This window comes from Cellvibrio sp. UBA7661 (assembly GCA_002483365.1).
Taxonomy (GTDB): Bacteria; Pseudomonadota; Gammaproteobacteria; order Pseudomonadales; family Cellvibrionaceae; genus Cellvibrio.
In genome coordinates this window covers 53,987-68,625 of the sequence record DLHT01000013.1, presented here as the reverse complement: position 1 = coordinate 68,625, position 14,639 = coordinate 53,987, and the positions used below count along the sequence as shown (strand labels likewise).

The following is a 14,639-nucleotide window of genomic DNA, read 5'->3' as shown; positions in this document are numbered from 1 at the left end:
AATGATCACTAGCAGAGTAAATTCCATGACTCCCTTTGAACCCAAAAGCTCTTACAGCCGCGAAGACTTGCTCCTCTGTGGCGACGGCAAATTGTTCGGCCCAGGCAACGCACAGCTGCCAAAACCCAACATGTTGATGCTCGACCGCATTGTGCACATCAGCCAAACTGGCGGCGAATTCGGCAAAGGCGAGATAGTGGCAGAGCTGGATATCAGCCCTGACCTGTGGTTCTTTGACTGCCATTTCCCCGGCGATCCTGTAATGCCAGGCTGCCTGGGTCTGGATGCCATGTGGCAATTGGTCGGCTTTTTCCTTGGCTGGAAAGGTAACCCTGGCCGCGGCCGCGCATTAGGTTGTGGCGAAGTGAAATTCACTGGCCAAATCCTGCCTACTGCCAAGAAAATTACTTACCACATCAATTTGAAACGCGTGATTGAGCGCAAGTTGATTATGGGAATTGCCGATGGCCGCGTATCGTGCGATGGCAAAGACATTTACTTCGCGCATGATTTGCGTGTGGGTTTGTTCCAAAACACTGACAGCTTCTAATCTGTTCGCAATAATTACAATGAGTGAGCGCCTTATTGCCTATGGCATAATGCTCGCTTCGAACCAAGCCAAAGGGCATCAATGCCCAAATGCTGTAGCTCAAGAGTAAGAAGAGGTAGCCTATGAAACGCGTTGTTGTTACCGGTATGGGGATTGTGTCCTGTCTGGGCAATGATAAAAGTGCCGTATTGGATGCGTTGCGCGCTGGCCGTTCCGGTATCAAGTTCCAGGAATCCTACAAAGAAATGGGATTCCGCAGCCACGTCGCAGGCTCTATTGATATCAACCTGTCCGAGCTGATCGACCGCAAGGTATTGCGTTTTATGGGCGATGCGGCGGCATACGCTTACCTCTCTATGCAACAAGCGATTGCCGATGCAGGATTGAGCGAAGATCAGGTTTCCAATGAGCGCACCGGTATCATCATGGGTTCCGGCGGCGCATCTTCCATGAATCTGGTGGAAGCGGCAGACATTCTGCGTGAAAAAGGCCTGAAGCGCGTTGGCCCCTATCGTGTAACACAAACGATGGGCAGCACTACCTCTGCGTGTTTGGCGACCCCTTTCAAAATCAAAGGTGTTAACTACTCAATTTCATCCGCCTGTGCGACCAGCGCCCACTGTATTGGTGTGGCTATGGAGCAAATCCAACTCGGCAAGCAAGACATCGTTTTTGCTGGTGGCGGTGAAGAAGAGCACTGGACGCTGACCGCCCTGTTCGATGCGATGGGCGCACTCTCGACCAAATACAACGAAACCCCCGACAAAGCTTCACGCGCTTACGATGCGAACCGCGATGGTTTTGTAATCGCTGGTGGCGGCGGCTGCTTGGTCATCGAAGAATACGAACACGCCAAAGCGCGCGGGGCAAAAATCTATGCTGAGATCGTCGGCTACGGCGCAACGTCCGATGGCTACGACATGGTTGCACCGTCAGGCGAAGGTGCCGTGCGTTGCATGAAACAAGCATTGGCAACGGTTGAAGGCGATATCGACTACATCAACTCTCACGGCACCTCAACGCCAGTGGGCGATCTGGCCGAATTGCGCGCAATTAAAGAAACCTTTGGTGCCAATATTCCCGCCATCAGCTCGACCAAATCGCTTACCGGCCACAGCCTTGGCGCAACCGGCGTACAAGAAGCGATTTACAGTTTGCTGATGTTGGAAAACGACTTTATCTGCGCCTCAGCCAACATCGAAACCCTCGACCCTGAAGCCGAAGGCATGCCTATCGTGCTCAAGCGTCAGGACAACGTGAAGTTAAACCGTGTGATGTCCAACAGCTTCGGCTTTGGTGGCACTAACGCGACACTGGTGTTCCAGAGAATGTAAGTGCTCCAACGCATTTACATATCACACTTACATATCACTGAAACCACCATAAAAAAACCGCGAGCCGCACCAGCGCATCGCGGTTTTTTTATGGTCGCTCCTCACGACCAACGCACACTTCATCGCGTGGTTTTAATCTGCTCGCGGTTATGCAACCACTGTTTCACCAGCGGCAATAAGCTGGGGCGCCAGGAGCGGGATTGGATACCAAAATAATCGCGTGCGCGGCGGCAGCCGAGAATGGCGCTGAGCGGTTCATCGACAGGCTCGCTGTCTTCGAGCGTGAGGCTGGGTTCGGCGGTGAGTAATTGTTGTTGGATGAGAAGCTGCAGGAGGTTTTCGGCGAATTCGTCTTCGGTACAGGCATCGCTGCTGCAATAATGCATGACACCCCAATTTTCCGCCCCACACTGGATTTGCTTGGCCATCGCCACAGCGACACGTGCAGCATCCGATAGCGCCGTAGGCGCACCGCGCAAACGGCGGTTTACACTGACCGATGCCCCTGCCAAAAATGCACTGAGCAAGCGCGTAAGCAAGTTATCGCCATAGGCACCAATCACCCAGCTCAAGCGCAATACAATATGCTTTTCCAGCTTTTGTACAATCATCCGCTCAGCTTCCGCAAACGCATTGCCCGTTTCGTTAAGCGGCGACACATCGTCTTTTTCGCTGTGGGTGCCTTTGCCATCGCCGCCAAATACGCTGTAACTGGAGAAATGAATCAGCGGGATATTGCGCGCACCGCAATGTTCAGCCAACAAGGCAGCGCTGGATAACAACAACGATTGTCCGCCACTATGGTAAGCCTCTTCCCAGCCGCAACAATTAATCACCAAATCCGGCTTATGTTTATCGATGTAATCGGCAAGCCCAAGGGGATTCGACCAATCCAACTCCGCTGCCGATGGCACAAGTAGTTTGAAGGGTTCGCGCTCCAGCTCATGCTCAAGCGCTTTACCTAACGGAGAAGTTACATCGGTTAACAGCAGCGTGAATGACATTATGATGAACAAGCCTTTAAAAAAATTTACGCATATTAGCAGTAGAACCCGCTGCCACCGCAAGGGTAATTCATCCGCGAAACGCTTATACTGCGCCGCTTTTGGTCTTACCCGTCAAGATTGTTACGGCCACTGATACGGATCAATTATTACCAATGCCCCACGCCACACTCACAGTAAACCTTGATCTTGCCATTATCGGCGGTGGCGTAGCCGGTCTTTGGCTCGCCAATCGCGCCAAAGCGGCTGGCTTCAGCGTGGCGGTATTTGAATCCAACGCCTTGGGCAGCGACCAAACGCTCGCCTCACAAGGCATGATCCACGGCGGCATGAAGTACACATTGGCAGGCGCGCTGACCGGTGCATCGGAGGCGATTGCCGATATGCCCCGCCACTGGCGCGCATGTTTGTGCGGCGAGGGCGATGTTGACCTGCGCCATACCCGCATCCTGAGCGACCATTTTTTTATGTGGTCGGGCGATGATCTGGGCAGCAAGTTGACCGGTTTCCTCGCCAGTAAAATTACCCGCGGCCGCATCGACCCGGTTCATCCGGATCGCCGCCCGCCGCTGCTGCGCAATAATCAGTTCAGTGGCAGCCTTTATCGCCTGGAAGATCTGGTGATCGACACCCCCAGCCTGGTCGCCAACCTTGCCCACAATATCGAAGGCAATGCGTTTTTGATTGATTGGGATAACGCGCAACTGGAGAAAGACGATGCGGGCGTAGTGAGCCTGCGCATCCAAACACCAACGCACGCGATTCATCTGCACGCACAGCAATTCATTTTTACGGCAGGCAAAGGCAATGCAGCGCTGCTACAGCAAATCGGGCTTACAAAGCCGATGATGCAACTGCGCCCACTGCAGCAAGTGATGGTCAAACACCACTACCCCTTCGATTTCTACGGGCATTGTTTGGGGCGTGACACAACGCCGCGCTTGACGATATCCAGCCATCGCCTGCCCGATGGCACCCATGTGTGGTATCTGGGTGGCAGCCTTGCCGAGAAAGGCGCACAAATGGCAAGTGATGAGCTCATCGCACTGGCCAAACAAGAGCTGCAAGAGTTGATTCCCTGGGTGAACCTGGACACAGCTGAATGGGCGACCTTGCCGATCGACCGCGCCGAACCGCTCCAGCCCGGTTTTGTGCGGCCGGATAACGCATTTATCGCCGCCGCTGACGGTGCTGCTAATGTGCTGGTCGGCTGGCCTACCAAACTGACGCTGGCACCTAACCTTGCCAATCAGGCGCTTGAGCGATTGCAGGCAGCGGGCATCCAACCTGCCGCTCAAACTACTCATGAGCCCCTGACCAATCTGCTCGATTATTTAGCCTATGCCGAGCCGGCCAAAACCCCATGGGATGAAGCATTTCCACCGGCGATGAGTGCAGAGGAGGCGCTGGCATTGCGCTTTCGCGAACCGGATGATGAGGACGACGAATCATGATGCCGCGTAAACGCCTCGGGCGTACCGACATAGACATCAGCACACTAGGCTTGGGCACCGTCAAATTTGGCCGCAACCAAAGCCTGAAATACCCCGCCCCGTTTGAGCTGCCCAGCGATGAAACCCTGCGCGACCTGCTTGCCTGCGCGCGCGATATGGGCGTGAATCTGGTCGATACCGCGCCTGCTTATGGTTACAGCGAGGAGCGCTTGGGCGAGCTGTTGCGCAAGGAGCGTAAAAACTGGGTGATCTCCACCAAAGTAGGCGAGGAGTTCGAGGCCGATAAATTCTCCGGCGAAGGAAAATCCTACTTCGATTACAGCGCCAAACACACGCGCTTGAGCGTGGAGCGCTCTATGCGCCGCCTGCGCACGGATTACCTTGATCTGGTACTGATCCACTCCGATGGCAATGACATGGAAATCCTCACCCAAACACCGGTTATCCACACCCTGCAGCAGCTCAAGCAGGAAGGCTGGATCCGTGCATTTGGTATCTCCAGCAAAACCCTGGAGGGCGGAATGTTAGCAGCGGAACTGTGCGATACCGTCATGCTCACCTACAATCCCGGGCATACAGAGGAAGAGCCAGTCATCGCAAAATCTGCGCAACATGACACTGCCGTTTTATTAAAAAAGGTTCTCGCCAGCGGCCATATCTGCCATGATGCATCCCCCGTTCAGGGCGCGGCGCAGGCCTTCCATGGTGCCAATGCCCCCGAACCAGACCCCATTCAGGGCGCATTTGATTTTGCCTACGCCCATGCAGGAGTCACCAGTGCCATTATCGGCACCGTCAATTTGCAACATTTGCGCGCTAACCTGATGAAAGCATTGCGTGCCCAAAATCTGGCATGAGATTCTACTGAGTAAACTATGAGTAATTGGTTAGACACCGTTAACTGGAACAGCGATGGACTGGTTCCCGCTATCGCCCAGGATGCAAAATCAGGCCGCATCTTGATGATGGCCTGGATGAACCGTGAGTCCCTGCAACTGTCTGCTGAGCGCGGCGAAGCCGTTTACTGGTCGCGCTCGCGCAACCAACTGTGGCACAAGGGTGAAACTTCGGGTCACATCCAGAAATTGCATGAGATCCGCCTGGATTGCGATGAAGACGTCATTGTCTTGCAAGTCGAACAACTGGGAGGAATTGCCTGCCATACTGGCCGGGAATCTTGCTTTTATCGCGTCCTCAAAGACGGTGAATGGCAAACAGTTGAACCCGTATTGAAAGATCCGGCGACGATTTACTCGCAATAGTCATCCAGCAGACTTATTTATTCGCAACTTATCCAACCAAGAGCTGTACATGAGCAACGATATTCTCCAGCAACTGACGGTCATCCTCGAAGCGCGCAAGAACAATGCTGCCGCTGAAACTTCCTACGTTGCCAGCCTGCATCAAAAAGGGCTGAATAAAATTTTGGAAAAAGTCGGTGAGGAATGCACTGAAACGATTTTGGCCGCGAAGGATGCCCAAGCCAGTGGTGATAACACTGATCTGATCTATGAAACTGCAGACTTGTGGTTCCATAGTCTGGTGATGTTGTCGCACCTCGGTACCAATGCCGATGCAGTATTAAATGAACTAGCGCGCCGCTTTGATGTGTCGGGTCACGACGAAAAAGCAGCGCGCACTCCACAGTAACCAACACCGTATGTTTTGAGGGTATTTATCATGGGTATTAGCGGTATCAGTATTTGGCAACTCCTGATCGTTCTGGCGATTGTCGTGATGTTGTTTGGCACCAAACGCCTGCGCAGTTTGGGCAGCGATCTGGGCAGCATGATCAAAGGCTTCAAAAGCTCAATGAACACCGATGAAACCAAGAAAGATGAAGAAGATCCTGCACAAAAGATGGATCCTAAAAATCTGGATCAAAAGACCACTAACGCCACTGCTGCTGGCGACAAAGTTGACCAGAACAACACCAAGGTTTAATCCGTGTTTGATATTGGTTTTACCGAACTGCTGGTTTGCCTGATCGTTGCTTTGGTGGTTATCGGCCCCGAGCAATTACCGGGCACTGTGCGCACTATCGGATTGTGGATAGGCAGGCTCAAACGCAGCCTGCGCGATACCCGTGAAGAAATCGAGCGGCAAATCGGCGCGGACGATATCCGCCGCCAATTGCACAACGAGGAAATCATGCAAAATCTGGAGGCTACCCGTTTGCAGCTTGAACAAAGCATGCGCGAGGCCGAACAGGCAGCCAGTATCAACCCTGCGGAACAAGCGCCAGCGGGTGCCAAACAATACGGCCCACCCGAGGAGTTACCGGATCACGCGCACATGCACGATCAGGTAAAAGCGGCGCCTGCATCGCCTGAGGCTGACAACACGACACCCAGCACGTCCTCATCCAAATCCGGTACGGGCAATTAAGTACGCATGAACCCATCATCCGATAAAGAACAACCGCTGGTGCAGCATTTGATCGAGCTGCGCACGCGCCTGCTGCACATCATTTATTTTTTACTCGCGGTATTTGCCTGCCTGTTTCCATTTGCAACAGACATCTATGCGATTGTCTCCGCGCCTTTGCAAGCGGTGCTGCCTGCAGGCACGCACATGATTGCAACCGATGTGATATCGCCGTTTTTAACACCGTTAAAACTCACGTTTTATCTATCACTTTTCATTGCCGTGCCTTTTATCCTCTACCAGATATGGGCTTTCATCGCCCCCGGCCTTTATAAGCATGAAAAGCAATTAGCCGCACCGCTACTGTTGTCCAGCGTGCTGTTGTTTTTTACCGGCATGGCATTCGCCTACTTTCTGGTTTTGCCGATGTTGTTCAATTTCACCATGGGGATTGAACTGCAAGGCGTAAGCACAATGACCGACATCACCAAGTATCTCGATCTGGTGCTGCACATGTTCTTTGCTTTCGGCTTTGCATTTGAGATTCCGGTCGCGACAGTACTGCTGATCCACGCCGGCGTGGTTACACCTGAAGGTTTGGCCGAGAAGCGCCGCTATATCGTCGTCGGATGTTTTTTCGTAGGCATGCTGCTCACACCACCAGATGTATTTTCCCAAACTATGCTGGCCATTCCGATGTGGATGCTATTTGAAGCCGGTTTATTTTTTGGGCGGATGGTGAAAAAACGCAGTGAAGAGCGCGAACAAGCCAACGAAAACAACGATCCCTCCAACTGACAACGTCACTCTTCCAGAAAATGTTCTCCCTTCAAAAAAATGGCCTGCCGATCACTCCGCAGGCCATTTTTTATTAGCGGGCAGTTTTATCCACAGACCGTTTAATTGCAGGGTTGATGCGGGAACCCCAGCTAAACACTGTTTGCCAAGGCCTCCTGGATCGCCTCTTTGTTTTCTTCGTATTTCTTCCAACCCAATTCGTGGAAGTAGAAAGCAATGGTGTTGATGGCAGGCTCAATCAACGCCAGCGCACCACCTACCACGATACTTCCGGTTAAGGCGTAACCCACAGTGAAGGCCACGCTGAAATGCACTACTGCGAATGTTGCTGTCTTGGCCATGATGAAATCCTCAATAATCCGGTGTTAATATCGGCGGCTGATGACTTATCAGCCCATGGATTCATCATAGGCAAGCAATAATCATTATCAAAGAAAATAGATTCTAAGCAATCAATAGAAAATAGCTATTTGTGCCACCGATTGAACGGCAAGCGCGATAAGTTGGAGTTGAAATAGCGCGCATCACTGGTCACCTCCTCCCCAACCCACTCCGGCTTATCAAACACGCAATCCTCCGATGGCAATTCAATTTCTGCGGCCACCAAGCCTGCGTTATCACCCACAAATTCATCCACCTCCCACACAAACCCTGCGTGTGGGATCTTGCGGCGATACTTTTCTATTAAGGGTTGCTCGCACAGCGCAAGCAACTCACACGCATCCTCAACAGGCACCGGATACTCAAACTCCGCACGGCTCGCCCCTACCGATTGCCCCTTGATCGTCAGAAACGCCTCATCACCCGCAATACGCACACGCACCGTGCGCGCTTTATCGCGGTTTAAATAACCCTGCGAATAAAACACCGCAGGCGCACTGCGCCAAGCATCGCCAATAATTAAAAATTTACGTTCAATTTCGATTGCCATTCGCACACCTTTTGGAATTCATATGCACCAGACACAACAGCAGCGCCAAAACATAAAACGATAACGAACCACCTCCTCCACCGGATTTAGCTGTGGATGCAGGCGCGCTTGCTGCCACTGAATTGTTCACCGAAGTATTATTGCTTGATGCTACAGATGACGAGCCTATTACTGACTCATCGGGTTTATCTGCAATCACTATTTGCATCATATTAGGCGATGCCAGTGAAAGACCGTTGCGCGGATTATACAAGCGTACAAAGAAATGCTCTGAATATTCATTGCCTTCACCGTCGGCAGTAATGGGAATGGAGATTATTTTTTCACTCGCGTCACCATCCAGCCATTCAACACTGCCATTTACTGCGGTGAAATCATTCTGATCTGCATTACCGGTTTGTGTTTCATAAAAAACGTCTACCCTACCGTTACTGCCGCCGGTTCGCTGAATGGCTATTTGAACGCTTTCACCTTCTTTTGCATTGATATGCGAGGCAGAAAATACTGCTCTGCCTTCTGCGCTTACCGTGTTATCGCGAATCACATATAAACCGCTGTTAATATCGTTTACCAAAATATTGCCACTGGGTAAAAACGGATAGGTTCCCCAAGCGCCATTAAAAGCCGCTGAATTCGCAAAAGGGTAAGTATCGAAAAAACCGGCCTCTTTGGGGTTGCGCGGATCAGTAATATCCAACACCACCAAACCGCGCTCGTAATTGGAAATATAGTAGCGATTGCCGCGCGTATAACCGTTGTGATCAATCGCTGGCGTCGGGCCAATATATTCACCTACTAATTCCGGTGCGCGCAAATTGTTGATGGCAAAAAAACGCACGCGCGTATTTAAGCCATAATTAATTTCATCCAGCTCGTCGTGAACAGAAATAAATTGTTTGTCTTCCATCCACCAGCCGGAATGTACATAAGACACATATTGATACTGGGTGCGCGACAAATTCGCCGGTACCGCATTGTTGGTTTTATCCCACAACAGAATTTCATTTTCGTTGTAATCCAGCATTACATCGCAATCGTTGTTGGTATCGATGCATTGCGCGCGACGCTCATCGGTAATCCACAGCGATGACACATCGTGGCTGTACCAGTTGCGGGGCGATGCCAACGCATTTTTATACACTGCGGCAGGTTTTAATGGATCAGCAAGTGAATACGAATTAAATGCACCGCCTTGTTTATCACTCCCGGCGATATGCATATACGCCGCCTTTCCTGTCAACGCTACACCAGTGGAATAATCAACATTGCTGATATAAATATTGTGCGCACTGGTATCGGTTTTTTCACTGGATGCCACAACAACCGTTTGTGGCAACTGATTTAAATCCAGGATCATAGTGCCGACGCTCGCGGCATCGGCTGTCACATAGGCGTAACTCATCCAACGGCGTAAGCTGTTATCGTAAAACTGATAGGTTTTGATATCGCGCCAGACGGTATTTTGGCTTGCAATAAAACTCACCACGCGCGGATTCACCGGGTCGCTAACCTCAACCACACTCACGCCATTAGTGAGCCCTACCAATGCGTACTCGCGCCCGTCGTTAAGATCGTAATGCCCCCAAATATCATTGCCATTGGAACCGCTATTGCCCAAACGCGACAGCGGTACATGCGCAAGTAAATCAAGATTAGTGCAACTAAACTCGCCTGCTTTTCCGTTCACACAAGGCACAGCCGTTTGCGCTTCTGCCATTGCGCTTAATTGCGATTGTTTTACTTGCAGGTATTGCTGTTGTTCGCGGTTCAAGCCTTTGGTATCAGTGATAACGGTAAAACCTTTTTCTGCCAACCCCTGTGCAAATTGCGCAGGAACACCAATCAATATCGATTTATTAGTTGCAGCCGTTTGTTGTGATGTTGCTTTTTGAAATGTTGTTTTTTGATAACCACCGGAAACCGGTACAACGGTAGAGCTGAGATAAAAAACCGAATCCATGTCGGTAATTTCATAGCGACCTTCCGCCACTAAAATGCGGTCGCCTTTGCCTGCTTGCCTGGCTGCATACGCGATGGTTTTGCAGGGCGACGCAATCTGGTCGCAGCGGCCCTCATCCTTGCCCGACTCAGCCACATAGCGGGCTTTATCATGCTCGGCATGAGCAAATACCGGCGACGACAACGCCAGACCACTACACATAACGCCAGAGATTGTTAATAACCGGAAGTCATTGATACGCACATTAGAGTCCTTTAAAGAATTCACTCGTTAGGATTGCAACAACACAATCCCGTTGATTAAGCGATTAGATTATAGCGGCTCAAGATTCAAACTGCTTAGGCATAAAAAAAGCGCAGACCAGCTGCGCTTTTTAAAGAAGTGTTATTCACACCAGAGGGTAATTGCTTTAACGAGCAATTTTACTGCTGATTAATTTTTTTAAATCTTCCGGCTGCAAGGGAGCATCAGCAACACCAGTATGCTGCACAACCATGCATCCAGACTGCCCCCGCCCTGTTTGCCCGGAGTCTCAGGAGTTGCGGGGGCATCATCTCCTAGTGACTTTTTTTTTGAGACCAATACAACAACCGACCTTGCTGGCACAGTGAATTCGCCTTTGGCAGGATTGATTTTGACATCGTTCAGTCGTTTATCTTTTGACTTCTTTTGCACCGGATGCAGAGCCAAATCGGATTTTTTCAAGTCGCTCAAGGTCAAGGTTTTAGCCGTGACATTTGCGTTAAACAACACCAGAATCATTTCCGCATCAGGATCGAGATTCGCCTTACTATCGCTCAACAACATAGCGATTACACCGGGAACCTGATCAGCGCCGTTGTTATAAAACTTTACTTGCTCCTGAATTTGCGCTGCCGTTTCCAAGCGGAACAGTTTTGAACTTTTGCGGATAGCCAATAATTCCAATGTGCGTTCCAGTGCAGTGCTGATATCTGCCGGAGCAGGCTTCAATGCCGGATTCGCCAACAATAAACGTGACTCATTCCAGTTTTGTTGGTTGTCGCCTTTCAGTGGCAGACCACGCCCCCATCCATTTTGTTGATAGGTAAAATCCAGCAAGTTAAACCAATCACCAGCATCATAACTGTTGCGGTCAGTTGATTTGGAGCGCAGCATTTCCTGCCCGGCATGCAAAAACGGAACGCCCTGGGCAAACAATACAAGCGCGTTGCCAAGATGTTGCATACGCACGCGGTCGGCCATGCTGGTTGCCAGTGGCGCTTTGTATTGGATCATATCGAACAGGGTTTCGTTATCGTGTGCTTCGATATAGTTAATGGTTTCTTGCGGATCCAGCGTATAACCAGCACCGTCAATTGCCGATGCTTTTTGGGTTTTACCGGTGTAGTCCACCAACGAAAATTCTTTCAAGCTTCCGGCGAGTGTTGCTTTCAGCATATCGGTTTGCTTGAGTAAATTTTCTTTGGCAGCAGCGCTTGCCGAATTTTCAGCGTTAGGGTCCAGATACAAACCGTTGATAAAACTCTGGTTTTGGATATGCGCAATACCGGAGTCAAATGGCCCGCCACCGCGCACGGCATCGCGAATAAAATTATTAAAGGTGCCTACGCCGGTGCCACTCATATTGCCAATACGCGCCTGCACAAAACGCGCATCATTTTCTACTTCACCAAAATTCCATCCTTCGCCATAAAAATAAATTGATTTACCATCAACACCGTCCGCATTAGCGGTCAGTGATTGAATGTCATTTTTAATACTGACGATATTGTCTTTGGTGTGATGTCCCATAATGTCATAGCGGAAACCATCGACTTTGTAAGCCGTAGCCCAGGTGCGGATAGAATCGCGCATCAATTTTTCCATCATTACATTTTCACTGGCGGTATTTTCACAGCAGGTACTTCTTTCAATATCGCCCTGCGCATTTAAACGGTGGTAATAACCTGGAACCACTTTATCCAGCACCGATTTATCACTCAGCAATGCACCACTGGTGTGGTTGTAAACCACGTCCATAATCACACGCAAACCGGCATTATTCAGTGCCGCAACCATTGCGCGGAATTCACGGATACGTGTAACGCCGTCAGGATCTGTGGCATAACCACCATCGGGAACGGTGTAATGGTGCGGGTCATAACACCAGTTAAAGCCATCCTGCCCGCGAATTGCCTCTACCGCCGCCTGCTGCATTTCGCTGTCAGGTGCAAAACTGGCGAGATTGTCCGTCAGTGTTTTTTGCTCGGATTTATTTTCATTGATGGTGGCACAGTCAAAGGCTGGCAATAAATGCACGTGGCTTAATCCCGCATCCGCCAAACGTTTTAAATGCTTCATTCCGTTGGAGTTGGTTTTCGTAAACGCCGCAAAAGTCCCGCGCTCTGCTGCTGGTACGGTTTCATCCTGAATACTGAAATCGCGCACATGCAGCTCATAAATCACCATATCTTCGGGCGATTTAAATACCGGTTTTGCCAAACTATCCCAGCCTGCAGGTTTTAAATCCGCATCGGCAAGATTAATAAACTGGCTGCGTTTGCCATTGATAGAGGTATTCAGGCTGTAAGGATCGGTTGTCCAATTTTTTTCAACTTTCCCGGTATGGCGAACAAACACTTCCACTTCATACAAATAATATTTGCGATTCCAATTAGCATTCCCTTCTGCAGTCCACACACCAGACTCTTCATCCAATTGCATTGCATAAGGCGTAGCGGTTGACTGCGGATTGGCATCATCAAATACATGCAGCGTCACTTTTTGTGCGGTAGGTGCCCACAGTTTTACACTGGGAACCGCTCCTGAATAAATCACACCCAAATTGCCGTTATAGGCAAATACATCATCGAGTACGCCTGCTAATTGCAGTGCAGTCGCTTCCAACAAATTACCATTGGCTGCATTCACGGAGATAGCGGTTTGCTGCTTGAGGATGTAGCCAACGCGAGCAAGATCAGCTGCAGCAACTTTGAATACGGAAAGATTTTTTAAATGCGGATATTTATTTTTTAATGCATCACTTAAACCAGTAGCATCATAAGTCAATGCAATAGTATCGCCACCACTTACACCGGCAGGGCTGGTAGACAGGCTGGCATCGCTGGAGAAATGTAAATGTGCTGTTGCGCCTGTTAATTGTTCAGCAGGAAGATTGACTGCAATAGTGTCGCGCGTTAACCAATGCGCTTTAGCGGTTTTTAAATCACCGGCAACCACTTCATCACCGATGTACACTTTTTTATTAGCAGCATCAAAAGTAAACACGACTTTTTGTTTAGGCGTATCAACACGGAAGCTGATGTTATTGCCATTATCGCCGTAACTTTCATCCCATTTTTCATTGGTCGCCACTTTGGCTTCATAGGTTCCCACAGGCAATGCAGTGGTACTGAAGGTATACAGCCCATTACCGTCTACATCTTGCAACCAGGTGCGCAAGCAATCCGGTTGCCAATTGCCGGGGCAGCCCAACAAGGATTGGAAATTACCCACGGCAGTTGCAATAACAGACGTTGCGTTGGACGTAATCCAATGGGTTTTGTGGCTGTAATAAAAGGTCACGGATTGCGGTGCAGAAAGTGAGAGATTGATATTGCTCCCGCCGGCAGCGCCATTAGCGCCATAATTTTCTGACCAGCCTTGATTTAATGTTGCTTTAAATTGCCAGTTGCCTGCAGGTAGCGATAATGTTTTTCGCCATATTTTATCGGCTGCATTCAATTCCATTTGGGTATTGGCGCATTCTGGTTGCCAATCATCCGGGCAACCGGATTCTTGTTGCAAATCGCCCGCTATAGTCACGAAATCCGGTTGCGGTTCTACTGGTGCTACCACACCATCCTGGGAATCGTCGCTAATTTCGTGAGTCACTTCGTCGTAAACAAAGGTAACGGTTTTTTCTTCCGTTATTGCAAACGCGATGTTTGCACCATCTTTGGCACCACCGGCACCGTAGTTTTCTGTCCAGGCACCATCAATGGCAATTTTATATTCCCAACTACCCGCAGGAACGGTGAAAGTTGCAGACCAAAGATTGCCGTTTTTACTTAAAAAAGTGGTTGCGCAAGATGGCTGCCAATCTGCCGGGCATCCCAGCTCTGACTGTAAACTTCCTGCTAGTGTAACGGAGGTGGGTGCAGCCAAGGCCGATGCTGGGATAGCGCAAGCCAGCGTCAGGCTCCACAACCCAATTAAGGTGTTTTTCATAGTAATGATCTCGTTTATTTTTATTAAAGTAGATAGCGTTAAACCAACAC

General features: G+C 50.0%; 14 protein-coding genes. 9 read left to right on the top strand and 5 right to left on the bottom strand.

Annotation, left to right across the window (positions count from 1 at the left end; translation table 11 throughout):
* Positions 1-25 precede the first annotated feature (25 nt).
* Both fabA and fabB read left to right on the top strand, forming a co-directional pair.
* Positions 26-550 (top strand): 3-hydroxyacyl-[acyl-carrier-protein] dehydratase FabA, encoded by a 525-nt coding sequence (fabA, locus tag B2739_RS11325; protein ID WP_049630870.1) that lies wholly within the window; start codon positions 26-28, stop codon positions 548-550.
* A 122-nt stretch (positions 551-672) separates the two neighbouring features.
* On the top strand, positions 673-1,884 hold the full coding sequence (gene fabB, locus B2739_RS11320) for a beta-ketoacyl-ACP synthase I (RefSeq protein WP_331345965.1): 1,212 nt from the start codon (positions 673-675) through the stop codon (positions 1,882-1,884).
* 119 nt (positions 1,885-2,003) lie between these two features.
* Here the strand turns inward: fabB and B2739_RS11315 are convergent, their stop codons facing one another.
* Positions 2,004-2,888: a sugar nucleotide-binding protein gene (locus B2739_RS11315; RefSeq protein WP_331345964.1), complete on the bottom strand. Its 885-nt coding sequence runs from the start codon at positions 2,886-2,888 to the stop codon at positions 2,004-2,006.
* 155 nt (positions 2,889-3,043) lie between these two features.
* On the opposite strand from B2739_RS11315, the gene B2739_RS11310 reads away from it, so the two are divergent.
* Genes B2739_RS11310 through tatC form a run of 7 tightly spaced genes read left to right on the top strand, consistent with a single transcriptional unit; the run spans position 3,044 to position 7,507 of the window.
* A complete protein-coding gene (locus B2739_RS11310; RefSeq protein ID WP_331345963.1) occupies positions 3,044-4,342 on the top strand; it encodes an FAD-dependent oxidoreductase in 1,299 nt (432 codons plus the stop codon).
* On the top strand, positions 4,339-5,199 hold the full coding sequence (locus tag B2739_RS11305; RefSeq protein ID WP_331345962.1) for an aldo/keto reductase: 861 nt from the start codon (positions 4,339-4,341) through the stop codon (positions 5,197-5,199). The genes B2739_RS11310 and B2739_RS11305 overlap by 4 nt, the downstream gene beginning before the upstream one ends.
* Positions 5,200-5,217: 18 nt before the next feature.
* Positions 5,218-5,604, top strand: a complete 387-nt coding sequence (gene hisI, locus B2739_RS11300) for a phosphoribosyl-AMP cyclohydrolase (RefSeq protein WP_049630877.1) — start codon at positions 5,218-5,220, stop codon at positions 5,602-5,604.
* Positions 5,605-5,653: 49 nt separating this feature from the next.
* A complete protein-coding gene (locus B2739_RS11295) occupies positions 5,654-5,992 on the top strand; it encodes a phosphoribosyl-ATP diphosphatase (protein WP_331345961.1) in 339 nt (112 codons plus the stop codon).
* A 30-nt stretch (positions 5,993-6,022) separates the two neighbouring features.
* A complete protein-coding gene (tatA, locus tag B2739_RS11290; RefSeq protein WP_331345960.1) occupies positions 6,023-6,286 on the top strand; it encodes a twin-arginine translocase TatA/TatE family subunit in 264 nt (87 codons plus the stop codon).
* A gap of 3 nt (positions 6,287-6,289) precedes the next feature.
* Positions 6,290-6,730, top strand: coding sequence for a Sec-independent protein translocase protein TatB (tatB, locus tag B2739_RS11285; protein ID WP_331345959.1), 441 nt, complete (start codon positions 6,290-6,292; stop codon positions 6,728-6,730).
* A gap of 6 nt (positions 6,731-6,736) precedes the next feature.
* Entirely contained in the window at positions 6,737-7,507 is a 771-nt protein-coding gene (gene tatC, locus B2739_RS11280) for a twin-arginine translocase subunit TatC (RefSeq protein WP_331345958.1), read from the top strand.
* A gap of 131 nt (positions 7,508-7,638) precedes the next feature.
* On the opposite strand, the gene B2739_RS11275 is transcribed toward tatC, so the two are convergent.
* From B2739_RS11275 to pulA, 4 genes are all read right to left on the bottom strand, one after another.
* Positions 7,639-7,848 (bottom strand): DUF2061 domain-containing protein, encoded by a 210-nt coding sequence (locus B2739_RS11275; RefSeq protein WP_331345957.1) that lies wholly within the window; start codon positions 7,846-7,848, stop codon positions 7,639-7,641.
* 125 nt (positions 7,849-7,973) lie between these two features.
* Positions 7,974-8,438: a CYTH domain-containing protein gene (locus B2739_RS11270; RefSeq protein WP_331345956.1), complete on the bottom strand. Its 465-nt coding sequence runs from the start codon at positions 8,436-8,438 to the stop codon at positions 7,974-7,976.
* Entirely contained in the window at positions 8,422-10,641 is a 2,220-nt protein-coding gene (locus B2739_RS11265) for a choice-of-anchor B family protein (RefSeq protein WP_331345955.1), read from the bottom strand. Before B2739_RS11265 ends, B2739_RS11270 begins: the two co-directional genes overlap by 17 nt.
* 198 nt (positions 10,642-10,839) lie before the next feature.
* Positions 10,840-14,589 (bottom strand): pullulanase-type alpha-1,6-glucosidase, encoded by a 3,750-nt coding sequence (gene pulA, locus B2739_RS11260; protein WP_331345954.1) that lies wholly within the window; start codon positions 14,587-14,589, stop codon positions 10,840-10,842.
* Between the last annotated feature and the right edge of the window lie 50 nt (positions 14,590-14,639).